The sequence below is a fragment of the Halobaculum litoreum genome (assembly GCF_030127125.1).
GTDB lineage: Archaea > Halobacteriota > Halobacteria > Halobacteriales > Haloferacaceae > Halobaculum > Halobaculum litoreum.
Genome location: NZ_CP126156.1, coordinates 2,150,494 through 2,166,726 on the forward strand (window position 1 = coordinate 2,150,494; position 16,233 = coordinate 2,166,726).

General features: G+C 72.2%; 18 protein-coding genes. 10 read left to right on the plus strand and 8 right to left on the minus strand.

The genetic code is table 11. The features are described 5' to 3' along the window. On the plus strand, positions 1-1,344 hold the full coding sequence (hemL, locus tag P0R35_RS11735; RefSeq protein ID WP_284012644.1) for a glutamate-1-semialdehyde 2,1-aminomutase: 1,344 nt from the start codon (positions 1-3) through the stop codon (positions 1,342-1,344). A gap of 15 nt (positions 1,345-1,359) precedes the next feature. On the opposite strand, the gene P0R35_RS11740 is transcribed toward hemL, so the two are convergent. Genes P0R35_RS11740 through P0R35_RS11750 form a run of 3 tightly spaced genes read right to left on the minus strand, consistent with a single transcriptional unit; the run spans position 1,360 to position 2,804 of the window. Further along, positions 1,360-1,665, minus strand: coding sequence for a MazG nucleotide pyrophosphohydrolase domain-containing protein (locus P0R35_RS11740; protein WP_284012645.1), 306 nt, complete (start codon positions 1,663-1,665; stop codon positions 1,360-1,362). A 52-nt stretch (positions 1,666-1,717) separates the two neighbouring features. Continuing rightward, positions 1,718-2,425 (minus strand): DUF8052 family protein, encoded by a 708-nt coding sequence (locus P0R35_RS11745; protein ID WP_284012646.1) that lies wholly within the window; start codon positions 2,423-2,425, stop codon positions 1,718-1,720. A 1-nt stretch (position 2,426) separates the two neighbouring features. Next, a complete protein-coding gene (locus P0R35_RS11750; RefSeq protein ID WP_284012647.1) occupies positions 2,427-2,804 on the minus strand; it encodes a cupin domain-containing protein in 378 nt (125 codons plus the stop codon). 110 nt (positions 2,805-2,914) lie between these two features. On the opposite strand from P0R35_RS11750, the gene P0R35_RS11755 reads away from it, so the two are divergent. Further along, entirely contained in the window at positions 2,915-3,124 is a 210-nt protein-coding gene (locus tag P0R35_RS11755; RefSeq protein WP_284012648.1) for a DUF8007 family protein, read from the plus strand. Between the two features lie 89 nt (positions 3,125-3,213). Continuing rightward, on the plus strand, positions 3,214-3,927 hold the full coding sequence (locus tag P0R35_RS11760) for a DUF5828 family protein (RefSeq protein ID WP_284012649.1): 714 nt from the start codon (positions 3,214-3,216) through the stop codon (positions 3,925-3,927). A gap of 40 nt (positions 3,928-3,967) precedes the next feature. Here P0R35_RS11760 and P0R35_RS11765 read toward each other — a convergent pair whose 3' ends face one another. Beyond that, positions 3,968-4,372, minus strand: a complete 405-nt coding sequence (locus P0R35_RS11765; protein WP_284012650.1) for a VOC family protein — start codon at positions 4,370-4,372, stop codon at positions 3,968-3,970. Between the two features lie 58 nt (positions 4,373-4,430). On the opposite strand from P0R35_RS11765, the gene P0R35_RS11770 reads away from it, so the two are divergent. The 5 genes from P0R35_RS11770 (at position 4,431) to P0R35_RS11790 (ending at position 7,381) form a co-directional block, all read left to right on the plus strand. Further along, positions 4,431-4,715, plus strand: coding sequence for a DUF8001 family protein (locus tag P0R35_RS11770; RefSeq protein WP_284012651.1), 285 nt, complete (start codon positions 4,431-4,433; stop codon positions 4,713-4,715). Between the two features lie 72 nt (positions 4,716-4,787). Beyond that, positions 4,788-5,162: a helix-turn-helix domain-containing protein gene (locus tag P0R35_RS11775; RefSeq protein WP_284012653.1), complete on the plus strand. Its 375-nt coding sequence runs from the start codon at positions 4,788-4,790 to the stop codon at positions 5,160-5,162. Between the two features lie 287 nt (positions 5,163-5,449). Continuing rightward, complete coding sequence (gene thrC / locus P0R35_RS11780) at positions 5,450-6,712, plus strand: threonine synthase (protein ID WP_284012654.1); 1,263 nt, start codon at positions 5,450-5,452, stop codon at positions 6,710-6,712. 94 nt (positions 6,713-6,806) lie between these two features. Beyond that, positions 6,807-6,977: a hypothetical protein gene (locus P0R35_RS11785; protein ID WP_284012655.1), complete on the plus strand. Its 171-nt coding sequence runs from the start codon at positions 6,807-6,809 to the stop codon at positions 6,975-6,977. 134 nt (positions 6,978-7,111) lie between these two features. Next, complete coding sequence (locus tag P0R35_RS11790) at positions 7,112-7,381, plus strand: hypothetical protein (protein ID WP_284012656.1); 270 nt, start codon at positions 7,112-7,114, stop codon at positions 7,379-7,381. A gap of 95 nt (positions 7,382-7,476) precedes the next feature. Here the strand turns inward: P0R35_RS11790 and serA are convergent, their stop codons facing one another. Further along, positions 7,477-9,075 (minus strand): phosphoglycerate dehydrogenase, encoded by a 1,599-nt coding sequence (serA, locus tag P0R35_RS11795; protein ID WP_284012657.1) that lies wholly within the window; start codon positions 9,073-9,075, stop codon positions 7,477-7,479. 211 nt (positions 9,076-9,286) lie between these two features. On the opposite strand from serA, the gene serB reads away from it, so the two are divergent. Next, the gene (serB, locus tag P0R35_RS11800; protein WP_284012658.1) at positions 9,287-9,949 is read left to right on the plus strand and encodes a phosphoserine phosphatase SerB; all 663 of its coding nucleotides are present in this window, start codon (positions 9,287-9,289) and stop codon (positions 9,947-9,949) included. A gap of 47 nt (positions 9,950-9,996) precedes the next feature. On the opposite strand, the gene P0R35_RS11805 is transcribed toward serB, so the two are convergent. Then, positions 9,997-11,976: a methyl-accepting chemotaxis protein gene (locus P0R35_RS11805; protein ID WP_284012660.1), complete on the minus strand. Its 1,980-nt coding sequence runs from the start codon at positions 11,974-11,976 to the stop codon at positions 9,997-9,999. A gap of 202 nt (positions 11,977-12,178) precedes the next feature. Between P0R35_RS11805 and ligA the strand changes: the two genes are divergently transcribed. After that, the gene (gene ligA / locus P0R35_RS11810) at positions 12,179-14,326 is read left to right on the plus strand and encodes an NAD-dependent DNA ligase LigA (protein WP_284012661.1); all 2,148 of its coding nucleotides are present in this window, start codon (positions 12,179-12,181) and stop codon (positions 14,324-14,326) included. A gap of 60 nt (positions 14,327-14,386) precedes the next feature. On the opposite strand, the gene P0R35_RS11815 is transcribed toward ligA, so the two are convergent. Then, positions 14,387-15,226, minus strand: a complete 840-nt coding sequence (locus P0R35_RS11815; RefSeq protein WP_284012663.1) for an ABC transporter permease — start codon at positions 15,224-15,226, stop codon at positions 14,387-14,389. Further along, positions 15,223-16,173, minus strand: coding sequence for an ABC transporter ATP-binding protein (locus P0R35_RS11820; RefSeq protein WP_284012664.1), 951 nt, complete (start codon positions 16,171-16,173; stop codon positions 15,223-15,225). Before P0R35_RS11820 ends, P0R35_RS11815 begins: the two co-directional genes overlap by 4 nt. Positions 16,174-16,233 lie beyond the last annotated feature (60 nt).

The window sequence follows — 16,233 nt, forward strand, 5'->3', positions numbered from 1 at the left end:
ATGAACCACGACCGTTCCCGGGAGCTGTACGACCGCGCCCTCTCGGTGCTGGCCGGCGGGGTCAACTCCTCGGTGCGCGCGACGCGCCCGTACCCGTTCGTGATCGAGCGCGGCGACGGCGCCCACGTGATCGACGCCGACGGGAACCGCTACCTCGACTACGTGATGGGGTACGGCCCGCTCCTGTACGGCCACGACGCGCCCGACGCCGTCCAGTCGGCCGTCCAGCGCCACACCAGTCAGGGGCCGATGTACGGCGGCCCCACCGAGATCGAGGTCGAACACGCCGAGTTCGTCGCGCGGCACGTCCCCTCGGTGGAGATGCTCCGCTTCGTCAACTCCGGCACCGAGGCGACGGTCTCGGCGGTGCGGCTCGCCCGGGCGTACACCGGGCGCGACAAGATCGTGATCATGCAGGGCGGCTACCACGGCGCCCAGGAGTCCACCCTCGTCGAGGCGGGCGACGACCCGTACCACACCCACCCGTCCTCGCCGGGCATCCCCGACTCCTTCGCCGAGCACACGATCGCCGTCCCGTTCAACGACGCGGCCGCCGTCGAGGCGGTGTTCGAGGAGCACGGCGACGAGATCGCGGCGGTGATGACCGAACCGATCCTCGCCAACTACGGCATCGTCCAGCCGGTCGACGGCTACCACGAGACGCTCCGGGATCTGTGCGACGCGCACGGCTCGCTGCTGATCTTCGACGAGGTGATCACCGGCTTCCGCGTCGGCGGCCTCCAGTGCGCGCAGGGGAAGTTCGGGATCACCCCCGACCTCACCACCTTCGGGAAGATCATCGGCGGCGGCTTCCCCGTCGGCGCCATCGGCGGCAAAGCGGAGATCGTCGAGCACTACACGCCCGCCGGCGACGTGTTCCAGTCGGGCACGTTCTCGGGCCACCCGGTGACGATGGCCGCCGGCCACGAGTACCTGAAGTTCGCCGCGGAGAACGACGTGTACGACCACGTGAACGCCCTCGGCGACGCGCTGCGCTCGGGCATCCGGGACATCTGTGAGGACCAAGCGCCCGAGTACACCGTCGTCGGCACCGACTCGATGTTCAAGACGGTGTTCACGCGCGAGGCCCCCGAGACGTTCGAGGGCCACTGCGAGGGCGGCTGTTCACAGCGGGAGTCGTGCCCCCGCTTCGACAGCTGCCCGAAGACCGGCGCCGACACGGCGAAGGCGGCGACCGAGCGCTGGGAGCGGGTGTTCTGGCAGGAGATGAAAGAGCGCGGGATCTGGCTCACCGCGAACCAGTTCGAGTCGCAGTTCGTCTCCTACGCCCACACCGACGCGGACGTCGAGGAGACGCTGGAGGCGTACAAGGAGGCGCTGTAGGGCGACCCCGCCGGGCTACGGCTCCGAGCCGGGGTCGCCGCGCTCGGCGATCCGCGCCTCGTACTTCGCGATGGCCTCGGCGAGCGCCTCGTCGGCGTCGACGTCCAGCGAGTTGCACAGCGACAGCAGCGAGAACAGCGCGTCGCCGAGTTCGTCCGTCTTCACGGCCAACTGCTCGGGGTGCTCGCCGTAGGTCGTCGACTTCGCGGCGTCGCCGGCGATCTCGCCGACCTCGCTGGCCAGATCGAGCGCCTGGTACGCCGGGCGGCCCTCGAAGCCGTGGCGGTCGAAGAAGTCGGCGACGCGGTCTTGGGCGTCCATGCGCGCCACGAGTCGACCGGGTGACAAAACGCTCCCGGCCGCGCCGCGGGAGTCAGCCGCGGAGCTTCCCGAGGATGCGCGAGACGAGGCCCCGCCGACCGCGCCGCTCGGGCACGTCGTCCCACAGGGCGAACGCGGCGACGACGTCCGCCTCGCGGCTGGCGACGGCCGTCTCCTCGTCGGGGGCGACGACGCCGAGGTTGATCTCGTAGTGGCCGTAGTAGCCGTACTTGAGCAGTTGGCGCTCGCGGAAGTCGACGACGAACTCGCGCACCGCCTCGGGCACCTCGTCGGCGACGAGGACGAACGAGAAGTCCGTGCCGTAGTGTTCCTCGTCGCCCTCGACCCACTCGTCGGCGAGGTCGTGGCCCAACTCGACGAGTCGCTCCAGCTCGCGGACCGACGCGCGGTCGACGCGGCGGGCGAACAGGTGCTCGTCGCTGTGGTGGTTCGCGTAGTCGAGCGAGGGGTGGAAGAACTCCTTCTGGGAGGCGATCCGCATGGTGCCGAACAGGTCGAACGACTCCCCGCGGACGCGGTAGTCGCGGTCGAGGTCGTAGTTGAACATGAGGCGGTCGCTCACGCGGTCGAGGAACTCGTCGTCCCAGACGGGGACGTCCTCGTACGCCGCGCCGTCGACGATCCGCCCCTGTGCGTCGGTCCGGTACGCGTCCGCGTCGGCGTCCGCCGCGGCGGCGGTGTCGGGGTCGGCGCCGCCGCCCGCGGCGTCGGTCGCCTCGCCCCGCTCCTCGCGGGCCATCCTACTCCTCCGGGTCGTACGCCACGGCGTCGCCCGAGACGGCGGGCGCCCCGAGCGCGAGGGCCGTCACCGGTTCGTCCGCGTCCGCGGGGTTGTGCGCCAACTGGGGGCTCCCCGGGGTGACGGCGAACAGCGACCCCTCGGGCACCGCGAACGTCTCCTCGGGCGTCTCGACGTGGAGCGTCCCCTCGACGACGTAGAACAGCTCCTCTTGCTCCTCGTGGTAGTGGTACGCCAGCGGGAGCTCCTCGCCGGGCTCGGCGCGGAACCAGTTCGCCGCCAGCTTCTCGAAGCCCGCCGCCTCGGCGATTCGCCGGAGCTCGCACGGGCGGTCCGGCTCCTCCGCCAGGTCGTCCGGGTTCACGACGTGGTATCCCATACCCCGGCAGATGGCCACCGCCGGCAAAAGGGCGTCGTCCACGGCGAGCGGGCCGGGACCGGCGGGCGAGGGGTTTATCATCGTCGTCCACGACGGTGGAGGTAGCTACCATGGGACTCGGCGAGCGCGAGTCGTGCGGTCGGTGTTCGATGTCGACGGTCGTCGACGCGACCGCCGACGGCGACAGCGACCCGTACGGCGACGACCGGATCGAGCTCGCGGACGACGACCTCCGGCGGGTCTCCCCGAGCGCGTGGCTCGGCGGCGTCGTCTCTCGCTTGGACGACCTCGCGGCACGCCTCACCTACGGGGGTCGGTGAGCCCACCCGCCGCCCGGGCTCGCGTCCGACGGGCGCGACACGGAGAGGGACGCTTATACCGCTCCACGGCGTAGCCGGCGGTCAACCGCATGGAAGAGAGCATCTCCGGATTCAAGACGCGTGGGGAGTGGGGTGACGCCGTCGAGCACGGCGAGCGGATCACCCGCGCGCTCCACGAGTGTGGGGTCTCGGAGGACCGGCTGGACGCCTTCGAGGCGTGGGACGAGTGGCGTCCCAAGGCCCACGAGCGCCTCGGCGAGGACGTCGACGCGAAGACCGCCGAACAGGCGAGCGTCGCCGAGGGGAAGGGGGAGCGCGAGGGGACCAGCCCGGAGGAGGACCTCCAGACGGCCGGGGAGAAGCTCTCGGAGTCGTACGAACGCGTCGAGAACGGCGACAACGACGGCGCGCTCGACTCGTGGAAGGACTCCATCGGCCACGTCGCGCGCGCGGCCGACTCGGCCGGGCGCAAGGCCGTTCGGAAGTTCGAACACACCGTCTACCGGAAGGTGATGACGCAGATGGCGCCGTACTACTTCGACAACGAACTGGTGTCGGCGAACATCCAGAAGTCCACGCGCGGCGAGGGCGGCCCGGAGTTCGTCTTCGAGGTGAACGTCAACGACGACGACCTGAAGGAGGCGGTGTCGCGGCGGCTCGCCGACTTCGAGGACGAGGTCGACCGCTGGCACGTCGACACGCCGAAGGACGTCGAGGCGGCCGAGGCCGTCGAGGGCGCCGAGGCGCCCGTCGAGACGGTGGAGGACGGCACCGAGGGCCAGTCGACCCCGACGAAGAACTGAGGCCTGCGCCCGCGCGCGTCGCGCCGTCGGTCGCGGGGGGCTACGACTCCGCGACGGGCGCTTTGAGTTCCACCCGGTAGCCGAACGGGTCGCGGACGTACACCGCGCCGGCCTCGCCGGTCGCGCCGCGCGGGCTGTCCAGTTCCCGCTCGACCTCGATGCCGGCGTCGGCGAGCGCCGACCGCACCGCTTCGACGTCCTCCTCGACGACCAGCGCCACGTGGTCGTAGTTGGTCGCGACCGGCTCGTCGAACGCCGGGGTCGGCCACAGGTGGATCACGTGTTCGGGCGCCAGCCGCACGTCGAAGAACGGTTTCTCGCCCGACTCGAACCGGTCGACGCCCTCCAACTCGAAGCCGAGCCCCGCCTCGTAGAAGGCGCGGGCGTCGGCGAGGCCGTCCTCGGGGATGCGGAGGTTCACGTGGTCGATGGTGCGGACCTGCACGCCCGGATCTGGTGTCCGGGTGGCAAGAAAGATAACGGCGGGTCGCGCACCGTGAGCCATGCAACCGCTGGAGGTCGACGCCGGCGAACTCACCGCCGCGGAGATCATCGACGCCCTGCGGGAGGGCCGTCGGGTCGTCGTCACCGCCGACCTGTTCGGCAGCGAGCGCAAGCTGACGCTGCGCCACGACGGGGAGACGTTCTACTGCGACACGCCGACGCGGCTCCACAAACACCAGGAGGAGGCCGAGATGCTGCTGTGCATCGAGCGGATGGGGTACGCGAGACAGCCCGACGAGGAGGCGGAGGCCGACGCCGCCGGCGACGGCGACGGCGACGAGTAGCCGGCGGACCGCCGGGCGGCGGTGCCGCGACCGCGGGGCTTTATTCGCGGCGACGCCGTCGATACGGACGACATGAGCGACTCGCCGGACATGGAGGACCTGATCCACACGGAGGACCCGAGCTTCGGGCACGTGATGGCGTGCGTGTTCGGGATCCAGGAACACGAGAGCCGGACGTACCTCCGCCTGCTGGAGAACCCCGGCAGCACCGTCGAGGAGCTGGCCGACGTCCTCGACCGGGACCGCTCGAACGTGAACCGGTCGCTGACGACGCTGCTGGAGAAGGGCCTCGCCGAGCGCGAGCGGCGGCTGCTCGACCCCGGCGGCTACGTGTACCAGTACACCGCCACGCCGCTGCCCGAGGCGAAGGAACTGCTCCACGAGGCGCTCGACAAGTGGGCCGAGACGGTCCACGGCGTCATCGAGGCGTTCGGCGACGACGAGTAACGCGGTCTGCCCGCGGTCGCGTTCTCGTGGACGACGGGCGGAGCGGCACGGGACCGCTCCGCCGTTCTCCGAGGCCTCCCGCCGGTCGAGTTCGCGTGGCGCTGGGCGGAGCGGCACGGGACCGCTCCGCCGTTCTCCGAGGCCTCCCGTCGGTCGAGTTCGCGTGGCGCTGGGCGGAGCGGCACGGGACCGCTCCGCCGTTCTCCGAGGCCTCCCGCCGGTCGGCCTCGCTGGCACTACCCGCCACGAACAGCCCACTTTTACGCGGCGAGTCCGACCGACTCGCCATGAGCCTCTCCCTCGACGCGCCCGCCCAGGACGCGCCGGCGGTCGCCGACGACGGCGTCTGGCTGGAGTGTATCGCCTGCGGCGGGCAGTTCGCCCCGTTCGACGACGTCCGGTTCACCTGCGACGACTGCGACGGCCTGCTGGAGGTGCGCTACGCGCACCCGCCGACGTTCGACGACTTCGAGGGCGAGGGCGTGTGGCGCTACGCCGCCGCGCTCCCGTTCGAGGAGGGCGTCTCGCTGCCGGAGGGCCACACCCCGCTCCACGAGGTGCCGCGCCTGAAGGAGGACGTCGGCGTCGACCGCCTCCGGATCAAACACGAGGGGATGAACCCGACGGGCTCGTTCAAGGACCGCGGCATGACCGTCGGCGTCCGCGTCGCCAAGGAACTCGGCGTCGGCCGTCTCGCGTGCGCCTCCACCGGGAACACCTCCGCCGCCCTCGCCGCCTACGGCGCCCGCGGCGGGATGGAGACGCTCGTGCTCCTCCCGGCGGGGAAGGTCGCCGCGGGGAAGGTCGCGCAGGCGAGCCTCCACGACGCCCGGATCCTCGAGGTCGACGGCAACTTCGACGACTGCCTCGACATCGTACAGGACCTGGCGAACCGCGGCGAGGTGTACCTCCTCAACTCCCTGAACCCGTTCCGCCTCGAGGGGCAGAAGACGATCGGCTTCGAGATCCTCGAGGAGTTCCGCGACGACTACGGTACCTTCCCCGACCGCATCGTCCTCCCCGTCGGCAACGCGGGGAACACGTCGGCGCTGTTCAAGGCGTTCCGCGAGTTGGTCGCCGCCGGCGCGATGGACCCCGACGAGGTGCCCGCCCTGACGGGGGTGCAGGCGGCCGGCGCCGCGCCGATGGTCGAGGCCATCGAGAACGGCGCCGACGAGGTGCGCCGCTGGGACGAGGTGGAGACGCGCGCGACCGCCATCCGCATCGGCAACCCGGTGAACGCGCCGAAGGCGCTCCCGGGCATCCGCCAGACCGGCGGCACCGCCGTCGCCGTCGACGACGAGGCGATCACCGAGGCCCAGCGCGACCTCGCCCGGGAGGGCGTCGGCGTCGAGCCGGCCTCCGCCGCCTCCGTGGCGGGGCTCCGGAAGCTCCGCGAGCGGGGCGTCGTCGACGCCGACGAGGACGTCGTCTGTCTCACGACGGGCCACCTGCTGAAGGACCCCGACGCCGCCTACGAGGCCGGCGGCGACCCCGAGCCGGTGGCGAACTCCACGGACGCGGTGCTGGAGCACATCGGCGCGGAGTGACGGCGACGACGCGGGGCACGCCGACGCGCCGCCCCGCCCCCGACCGTCGCCGGCGGCCGAACCGTTCACGTCGGGGCCGCGAGTGGTCGCCGACGTGTCCGACCGCACCGACCGGCTGCTCGCCCTCCACGTCGTGTTGCTCGCGCTGTTGACCGTCTCGCAGACGACCACCGCCCCGCGGAACCAGCTCCTGGGAACGATCGGGCTGCTCGTCGGGGCGCTGGCGGCCGCCTACGCCGTCGCCGAGTTGGTCCGGGTGTCCTGAGCGCGGGCGACCGCTTCGGCGACCGGGGCGACAGCGCCGTCGCCGCCGGCGGGACGCGCGAGCGGGCGTGTCGCCCGTGTGTCACCCGTCCGTCCGACGCGCCTTTTTGCGGGTCCGCGGCGTCGTGACGGAGCATGGGTGGGGAGTCAGCAGCACACGAGTCGAGGAGCGACGCCGACCGCCGCGGCCCGGGCCCGGGCGCGGCGCGGAGCCTCGAAGCCCTCCGGGACGAGAACGAACGCCTCCGCCGGGAGTTGGCCGAACGGGTCCGCGACCAGCGACGGATCGTCGACCGGTACGAGACGCTGTTGGACGCGGCCCGGGCGGACGCCGACCGGGAGGCGGCGCGTCGCACGCCGGCGGCGTCGGCCGTCGGACGGCTGTTGGAGCGGTTGCGACGGTGAGGCGACGACGGCGGCCCCGCTCGCGGACGGCGGCCGGCACGGAAGACCGCACGACACGGCGCGCGATGGAGTAGGAGTAGGAGTCCGCGACGGGGTCAGCGGCCGTTGTCGGCGCCCTCGAGGACGATCCGGTTCACGGAGATGATCCGGTCGTCGTCGAGCAGGCGCTCGACGGCCTCGTCGGTGATGGGGTTGTCGAGGTTGTACACGGTGAGCGCCTCGCCCCCGATGGTCTCGCGGCCGTTGAACATCCCAGCGATGTTGACGCCGGCGTCGCCGAGGACGGTGCCGATGAGGCCGATGACGCCCGGCTCGTCGCGGTTGCGCGCGACGAGCATGTGGCCGTACGGCCGGGCGTCGACGCGGTAGCCGTCGATGCGGACGATGCGCGGGTCGTCGCCCGCGAACAGCGTGCCGCACACCGACATCTCGGTGTCGCCGTCCTTCACGGTCACCGTGACGAGGCTCTGGAAGTCCTCGGCCTGTCGGGTCTTGCTCTCGGTCACCTCGATGCCGCGGTCCTTCGCGAGCTGGGGGGCGTTCACCGCGTTCACCTCGTACTCCAGCGGCGAGAACACCCCCTTGAGCGCGCTGGCGGTGACGAGGTCGATCTTCTCGGCGGCGATGTCGCCCTCGTAGTGGACCTCGACCCCGGAGATGCGCTCGCCCAGCAGCTGGGCCGCGATGCGGCCGGCGGTGTCGGCCACGTCGAGGTACGGCTCGATGCGCGGGAACGCCGACTCGTCGACCGACGGCGCGTTCAAGGCGTTGACGACCGGCTCGTCGTTGAACGCCGCCAGCACCTGTTTCGCGGTGTCGACGGCGACGTTCTCCTGGGCGGCCTCCGTGCTCGCGCCGAGGTGGGGCGTGACGATGACGTCGTCGACGTCGAGCAGCGGCGAGTCCGCGGGGAGCGGCTCCTCGGCGAACACGTCCAGCGCCGCGCCCGCGACGGGGCCGTTCTCGACCGCCTCGGCGAGGGCGGCCTCGTCGACGATGCCGCCGCGCGCGCAGTTGACGAGGTACGCGTCGCCCATCGCCGCCAACTCCTCGGCGCCGATCATCCCCTCCGTCTCGGGGAGCAGCGGCGTGTGGATGGTGACGAAGTCGGCGCGGGCGAGGCAGTCGTCGAGGTCGTCGACGAGTTCGGCGCCGAACTGGGCGGCGCGCTCCTCGTTGATGTACGGGTCGTAGACGACCAGGTCCATGCCCAGCGAGTCGAGGCGCTTGGCGACCTCCTGCCCGACGCGGCCGAGGCCGACGATGCCGAGCGTCTTGCCGTTCACCTCGCGCCCGAGGTAGTCGCCCTTGGCCCACTCGCCGTCCTTGAGGCGGGCGTGTGCCTGCGGGATGGAGCGGGCGACGGCGAACGTCATCGCCACCGTGTGCTCGGCGGCGGCGCGGACGTTCCCCTCGGGGGCGTTCGCGACGACGACGCCGTGGTCGGTGGCGGCGTCGATGTCGATGTTGTCGACGCCGATGCCCGCCCGGCCCACGATCAGGAGGTTCGGGGCCGCCTCGAACACCTCGGCGGACACCTCCGTCCCCGAGCGCACGATCAGCGCGTTGGCGTCGGCGACGGCCTCGAGGAGCGCGTCGCCCTCCAGGTCGTAGCCGGTCTCGACCTCGTGGCCGGCGTCTCGGAGCGTCTCGATCCCCGCGTCCGCGATGGGGTCCGTGACGAGTACCTTCATGCGCGCTCCGAGTCGCGGCGCGTGGGTAAGGCTTTCCACGTCGGCGTAACTCGCCCACCGGAGCGATCCATAGCGCTGGATAGACGACCCCCTCGTTTCGGGTGGAAATTCCACGGTCGTGTACGGCTCGGCGGGCGACGCGTCGCCCCGGCGGCGACGCCGCGGTCGCGGGATCCGGGGAGTTGAAGCCGCGGGGAGCGAACGGACGCCCATGACGCGACTCGTGGCGTTCGACTTCGACGGGACGCTGTCGGACTCGGAGATGACCGTGCTGCTGGGCGAGCGGTGCGGCGTCGCCGACGAGATGGCCGACATCACGGCGCGGGCGATGAACGACGAACTGAGCTACGCCGAGAGCCTGCGACAGCGCGCGGCGCTCCTCGAACACCTCGAGGAGGAGGAGGCGCAGGTCGCGTGGGACCGGGTGGAACTGCGCGAGGGCGCCGCGGCCGTGATCGAGCGCCTGCGCGACCGCGGCCACTACGTCGCCGTCTTCACCGGCGGCTTCGAGCGCGGCGTCGCCGCCGCGCTCGAGAAGGCCGGCGTCGAGGTCGACGAGATCGTCGCCAACCGCCTCCCAGTCGAGGGCGGCCGGCTCACCGGCGAGGTGGCGGGCCCGCTCGTCGAGGGGACGAAAGACGAGCAGTTGGAGCGCGTCGCCGACGAGCAGGGCGTCCCGATGAGCCGGACCGTCGCCGTCGGCGACGGCGCCAACGACCTGCCGATGCTGGAGGTCGCCGGGCTCGCGGTGGGGTACGAGCCGAAGCCCGCGGTCGAACCGGCGTGCGACGTGGTCGTCGAGTCGATGTTCGCGCTGGCGGACCTGTTCGAGGACGAGGGGATCCTCGTCCCGGACGTGCGAAACGAGCGGTAGGGAAACGGAGGGAGGCGACTCCGCGGGGCGGGCGCGCGAGCGCCCGGTCAGCGGTCGGCGTCGAACTCGAAGCCGGGGTCGTCGCCGTCGGGCGTCGTCCCGCCGTCCTCGAGGGCGACGCGGGCGCCGGCCGGACCGCGGCCGGGGGCGGGGTCGGGCTCGGCCGCCCCGTCGCCGCCGCCGACCTCGAAGGCGGCCAGCAGGTCCCGGAGCGTGTCCGCTTGCGTCGACAGCGACTCCGTCTCGGCGGTCACCGCGGACATCGACTCCACCTGGTCGTCGGTCGTCGCGGCGACGCGCTCGGCCGCCTCGGCGGTCTCGCGGCTGATCTCCGTCACCGGCTCGATCGCCGCGACCGCCTCCTCGGTGCTGCGCGCCTGGTCCTCGGTCGCCCCGCTGATCTCCTCGACCCCGCTGTTCGTCTCCTCGGCGTTGGTCGCGACCGTCGCGAGCGACGCCGCCACCGTCTCCACCGCGTCGGCGCCCTCGGCGATGTGGTCCTCGGCGGCGCGGACCTCCTCGACGGTCGCGTCGGTGCGCGCCTGCGTCCGCTCGATGAGCGCCTCGATCTCGGTGGCCGCCTCGCGGGTCTCCTCGGCGAGCTGTTTCACCTCGTCGGCGACGACGGTGAACCCGTTGCTGTCAGCGCCGGAGCCGCCGCCGGCGCGGGCCGCCTCGATGGAGGCGTTGAGCGCGAGCAGGTTCGTCTGGTCGGCGATGTCGCCGATGAGGTCGACGATGTCGCCGATCTCGGCCATCCGGTCCTCCAGCGACTGGACGTTGTCGACCGTCGACTCGATGGTGCCCTCGACGGCGTCCATGCGCTCGATGGCGTCGTGGGCCGACGACTCGCTCTCGTCGGCGACGTGTGCGGTCTCGCGGGAGGTCTCCGCGACCGTCTCCGCCGACGCCGCGACCTCCTCGACGGTCGCCGAGAGGTCCTCCATCTCGCCGGCGACCTCCGCGAGGAGGCCGCGCTGGTCCTCGGCGCTGTCGGCGATGTCGTCGACCGAGCGGCTCACGGTGTCGCTGGCGTGCGTCGCCTCGGCGACGCCCGTCGACGCCTGTCGGCTCGCGGCGTCGACCTCGCTGGCGACCGCCTTCACCTCGCGGATGGCCGTCTCCATGTCCTCGAGCATCCGGTTACAGGCGGCGCCGACCTGCGCCATCGCGCCGCTCTCGCTGTCGGCGTCGAGACGGACGGTGAGGTCGCCGTCGGCCGCGCGCCCCAGCGCGGCGCTGTAGTCGGTCGCGGTCGACTCCAGCACGTCGTTGAGCCGTTCGACCTCCTCGCGGCGCCGTTTGGCCTCCGCCGTCGCCTCCTCGGCGTCGCGCACCTCCGACTTCTGCCGTTCGACCGCCGCCATCCGGTCGGCCGCCTCCTCGCGGGACTTCTCGATCGAGAACCAGTTTCGCATCAGCGCCGCCGCGAGCATGAGGATGAACGCCGCGTGGATCCCCGCCCACGCCCAGGGGTTCTGGATCGCCGCCTGGTGGTTGTAGACGCTCGTGGGGTCGATCAGCGAGAACACGACGTGGCTCCCGCTGACGTACACGAGGCCGAGCGCGAACGGCACCCAGTCCTCGTACAGGGCGACCACCGCCATGACGACGAAGAAGTGGAAGTGCGCCTCGATGAAGCCGCCCGAGAACCGCACGAGGAAGCCCGAACTGAGCATCAGCCCGAGCGACGACAGCGCGGTCCGGGTCCGCCGTCCGAGGCGCGACCAGGTCGACAGCGCCGCGAGGACCGCGAGCAGGCCCATCTGCCCGACCACCATCGCGGTCGGCATCGACGGGATCGTCGCCCCGGTGACGAGCGTCTCGGTCCCCTCGTACAGCCCCAGCGCCGTCAGGAACGGGATGTGCGCGACCAGCGCGATCAGGATCGACCGGTGGCGCGACCGCCACTGCTCGTCCGGGATCGTGTCGCCGGACGGCGTGTATCTGATTATTTCGTCGATCTTGCCACGTAACGCTCCTGTGAAGCCGGAATCGGCCCTTCGGGTTCCCCCCGCGTGGGTCATGGAGTGAGCACGGGCCACCCTCACAAAAGAACGCACGTCCGGCTACCACATCCGATAACCGGAGGCGACGCCGACTCGGCGCCGGTCGGTCGGCCACGACGGAGCCGACGGCGCCCGCGGCGTCTCGGCCGGCTCGTCGGTCCGGTCCCCGCGCCGGCCGGCCGCCGATGGATTCAGGCGAGCCGCGATCCAAGCGCCGTCGATGAGTACTCCCGCGGAGGTCGACCCCGACGACCTACGGTTCGCCGACCCGGACAACCCCTACCTCGTCGACCCGGACACGGCGTTCGCCGACGTCTCGACGCTCGACGCCGACGCGGCCGCCGCGGAGGCCGCGCTCCTCCGGGCGGCGGTCCGCGAGCACGACTACCGGTACTACGCCCGCAACGACCCGCTGATCGCCGACCGGACGTACGACGCGCTGTTCGCCCGGCTGGAGACGCTCGAGGACGCGTTCGACCTCGACGCCGCGGACTCGCCGACGCGGCGCGTCGGCGGCGGCACCCTCGACGCCCTCGACACGGTCGCGCACGCGGCGCCGATGCTGTCGATCGACCAGTCGGGCGAGGCCGACGACGTCCGGGAGTTCGACGCGCGCGTCCGCCGGGCGGTCGGCGACGTCGCGTACTCGTGCGAGCCCAAGTTCGACGGGCTCTCCGTCGAGGTGGTGTACGAGGACGGCCGCTACGTGCAGGCGGCGACGCGGGGCGACGGGCGCGAGGGGGACGACGTGACCGAACAGGTGCGGACGATCCGGTCGGTGCCGGAGCGGCTCGGCGGCGACCCCCCGGCGGAGTTGGCCGTCCGGGGGGAGGTGTTCATGCCGCGCGACGCCTTCCACGACCACAACGCCGAGCGCGTCGAGCGCGGGGAGGAGCCGTTCGCCAACCCCCGCAACGCCGCCGCCGGCACCCTCCGTCAGCTCGACCTCGACGCCGTCGCCGAGCGCCCGCTCGACTGCTTCTTCTACGACGTGCTCGGGTGGGACGACGGCGAGGCGCGCGACGACGACGGGCTGGCCCCCTCCCACCCGGACACCCACCTCGCGGAGTTGGACGCCCTCCGCTCGTTCGGCCTCCACGTGAACGACCGCGCGGAGCTCGCCGCCGACGTCGAGGCGGCCATCGACTACCGCGACCGGCTGGCGGAGGAGCGCGAGGCCCTGAACTACGAGATCGACGGGGTCGTGATCAAGGTGAACGACCGGGCGGCGTGCGAGCGACTGGGCACGAAAGCGCGGAGCTATCGCTGGGCGTTCGCGTACAAGTTCCCCGCGCGCCACGAGGTGACGACCGTCGAGCGGATCGTCGTGCAGGTCGGCCGCACCGGCCGGCTCACCCCCGTCGCCATCCTCGACGCGGTCGACGTGGGCGGGGTGACGGTGTCGCGGGCGACCCTGCACAACCCCGACGAGATCGAGTCGCTGGGGGTGAACGTCGGCGACGAGGTGCGCGTGAAGCGCGCCGGCGACGTGATCCCGCAGGTCGCCGAGGTGGTGACGTCGAACAGCGACGCGCCGTACGCGTTCCCCGACGCCTGCCCCGCCTGCGGGAGCGACGTGGAGCGCGACGGGCCGCTCGCGTTCTGTCCGAACGGGCTGGCGTGTCCCGCGCAGGCCGAGCGCGCGGTCGTCCACTACGCCAGCCGCGGCGGCCTCGACATCGAGGGGCTCGGCGAGGAGTCGGTCGAACAGCTCCGGGAGGCCGGGCTCGTCGAGACGCTGCCGGACCTGTACCGCCTGCACGAGCGGCGCGGGGAGTTGGTCGCGCTGGAGGGGTGGGGCGAGACGAGCGCCGACAACCTCCTGCGCGAGATCGACGCGAGCCGCGAGCCCGACCTCGCCGAGTTCCTCGCGGCGCTCGGCATCCACGAGGTCGGCGGCGCGACCGCCCGCAACCTCGCGCGCCACTTCGGCACGTTCGACGCCGTGCGGGACGCGGCCGTCGCGGAGTTGGTCGAGGTGGACGACATCGGTGAGACGGTCGCACACACCGTCCGCGACTTCTTCGAGACCGAGCAGAACGCCCGCGTCATCGACGACCTGCTCGACTACGTCGACCCGCAGCCGGACGACACCGACGCCGGGGACGCCCTCGACGGGCTGACGTTCGTGTTCACGGGGTCGCTGTCGACGTCGCGCAGCGTCGCACAGGAGGTCGTCGAGGCGCACGGCGCGAGCGCGACCTCGTCGGTGTCGGGGAACACGGACTACCTCGTTGTCGGCGACTCGCCGGGGACGAGCAAGCGCGAGGACGCCGCGGCCGCCGACGTGCCCGAGATCGACGAGGCGGCGTTCGCCGACCTGCTCGCCGAGCGCGGGGTCGCGTGGCCGCCGGACGGGGAGGCGTGATCGCCCGCGGCCGCCGGCGACGACCCCGAACCTCCGCGACCGCGCGAACGGGTCGCGTCGTTACAGGTCGGCGTCCTCGAACCGGATCAGCCCCAGCAGCGGCGGGAGGAGGATCCACGCGGCGAGCATGGCGAGAGCGGCGACCTCCACCTGGACCGCGTAGCGGCCGGCGGCCTCGGTGCCGGCCTGCCCGGCGGCCAGCAGGTAGCCGTTGACGAACTCGACGGTGAGGATCTTGAACGACTCGATGGGGTTGACCAGCCGGATCAGCCGGAACACGCCCGACGAGTCCAGCGGGAGCCACCCCGGGAACTGCTGGCCGGCGAGGAAGAACTGCAGCGGCAACTGGACGACGCTCCACACCGGCCCCGACAGGAGGTACACGACGACCGGCCCGGCGACCGCGATCCGCTGGGAGTCGACGGCGGCCGAGAAGCCGACCGCGAGCGCGACGAACGCCGTCCCGAGGACGACGGTGAACAGGAGGTAGCCGAGGTACACGCCCAGCTCGAGCGACAGCGGCGTCACCAGCGCGACCAGCGCCGGGAGGACGAAGCTGACCGCCACCGGGACGCCCAGCGCCGTCGCCCGGCCGAGCACCTTGCCGAACACCACGTCGCTGCGCGAGTGCGGCAGCGACAGCAGGAGCTTGATCGACCCGGTCGTCCGCTCGCCGACGATGGAGTTGTACGCGATGACGACGCCGATGAGCGGCACCAACAGCGAGACGAACAGGTCGCGGACGATGAGGCTGTTGAACAGCGCGGACGTGGAGGCGTCCCGCGGGAGCAGGTACACCGCCACCGACAGCAGCAGCGAGAACAGCGCCGCGAGCACGACCACCCACCGCGAGCGCACGGCGTCCTGGAAGTCCTTGCGCGCGACGGCCTCCAGGCTCATTCGCCGCCCTCCGTCCCCGCCACCGGGGCGTCGTCGGGGGCGTCGCCGCCCTCCGCGTAGGTGAGGAACAGGTCCTCGAGGCTGGCCTCCTGCGTCGAGAAGTCCTTCACCGTCACGCCGGCGTCCTCGAGCGCGGCGATCACCGCCGTCTTCGCGTCGCTGGCACACGACACCGTGACCGTCCCGCCGTCGGTCGAGGCCGCCGAGACGCCGTCCAGCGCGCGGACGGCCGCCACGTCGTCCTCGCTGGCCGCGTCGACGGTGACGACCAGTTGTTCCTCGCCGCCGACGGCCTCGCGGAGCCCCTCGATGGAGTCGACCGCGACGAGTTCGCCCTCGCGCATGATGCCGACGCGGTCACACACCGACTCGACCTGCCCGAGGACGTGGCTGGAGAAGAACACCGTCGCGCCGCGGTCCGCCTCCGCGCGGACGATCTCGCGCATCTCCTTGGCGCCGGCGGGGTCCAGCCCCGAGGAGGGTTCGTCGAGGATGAGCAGGTCGGGGTCGCCGACGAGCGCCATCCCGAGGACGAGCCGCTGGCGCATCCCCTTGGAGTAGCCGCCCGCGCGCCGGTCGGCGTCGTCGAGGATCCCCACGCGGTCGAGGACGTCGTCGACGTCGCCGTCGACCTCCTTCGAGCGCATCGCGAACTCGACGTGCTGGCGGCCGGTGAGGCGCTCGTACACGTCGTACCCCTCCGGGAGCACGCCCGTACGGCGGCGGACCTCGACCGACTCCGCCTGCGCGTCGCGCGAGAGGACCCGGACGCTGCCGCTCGTGGGACGCACGAAGTCGAGCAGCATGTTGATCGTCGTCGACTTCCCCGCCCCGTTCGGGCCGAGGAAGCCGAACACCTCTCCCGACTCGACTTGCAGGTGGAGGTCGCTGACGGCCGTCACGTCGCCGTAGCGCTTCGTGACGCCCTCCAACTCGATAGCGGCCATACACGGCCGCTTCCCGCGGTCCCCGCTTTAGACTTTGGGACTTCGTGTCCCTCCGGCAGA

Coding starts and splice junctions, on each gene's coding strand:
- P0R35_RS11775 (WP_284012653.1), top strand. CDS start 4,788: ATGAGCGACTCGCCGGACATGGAGGACCTGATCCACACGGAGGACCCG.
- thrC (WP_284012654.1), top strand. CDS start 5,450: ATGAGCCTCTCCCTCGACGCGCCCGCCCAGGACGCGCCGGCGGTCGCC.
- P0R35_RS11760 (WP_284012649.1), top strand. CDS start 3,214: ATGGAAGAGAGCATCTCCGGATTCAAGACGCGTGGGGAGTGGGGTGAC.
- ligA (WP_284012661.1), top strand. CDS start 12,179: ATGAGTACTCCCGCGGAGGTCGACCCCGACGACCTACGGTTCGCCGAC.
- P0R35_RS11790 (WP_284012656.1), top strand. CDS start 7,112: ATGGGTGGGGAGTCAGCAGCACACGAGTCGAGGAGCGACGCCGACCGC.
- P0R35_RS11745 (WP_284012646.1), bottom strand. CDS start 2,425: ATGGCCCGCGAGGAGCGGGGCGAGGCGACCGACGCCGCGGGCGGCGGC.
- P0R35_RS11740 (WP_284012645.1), bottom strand. CDS start 1,665: ATGGACGCCCAAGACCGCGTCGCCGACTTCTTCGACCGCCACGGCTTC.
- P0R35_RS11770 (WP_284012651.1), top strand. CDS start 4,431: ATGCAACCGCTGGAGGTCGACGCCGGCGAACTCACCGCCGCGGAGATC.
- hemL (WP_284012644.1), top strand. CDS start 1: ATGAACCACGACCGTTCCCGGGAGCTGTACGACCGCGCCCTCTCGGTG.
- P0R35_RS11815 (WP_284012663.1), bottom strand. CDS start 15,226: ATGAGCCTGGAGGCCGTCGCGCGCAAGGACTTCCAGGACGCCGTGCGC.
- P0R35_RS11820 (WP_284012664.1), bottom strand. CDS start 16,173: ATGGCCGCTATCGAGTTGGAGGGCGTCACGAAGCGCTACGGCGACGTG.
- P0R35_RS11750 (WP_284012647.1), bottom strand. CDS start 2,804: ATGGGATACCACGTCGTGAACCCGGACGACCTGGCGGAGGAGCCGGAC.
- P0R35_RS11755 (WP_284012648.1), top strand. CDS start 2,915: ATGGGACTCGGCGAGCGCGAGTCGTGCGGTCGGTGTTCGATGTCGACG.
- P0R35_RS11805 (WP_284012660.1), bottom strand. CDS start 11,976: ATGACCCACGCGGGGGGAACCCGAAGGGCCGATTCCGGCTTCACAGGA.
- serA (WP_284012657.1), bottom strand. CDS start 9,075: ATGAAGGTACTCGTCACGGACCCCATCGCGGACGCGGGGATCGAGACG.
- serB (WP_284012658.1), top strand. CDS start 9,287: ATGACGCGACTCGTGGCGTTCGACTTCGACGGGACGCTGTCGGACTCG.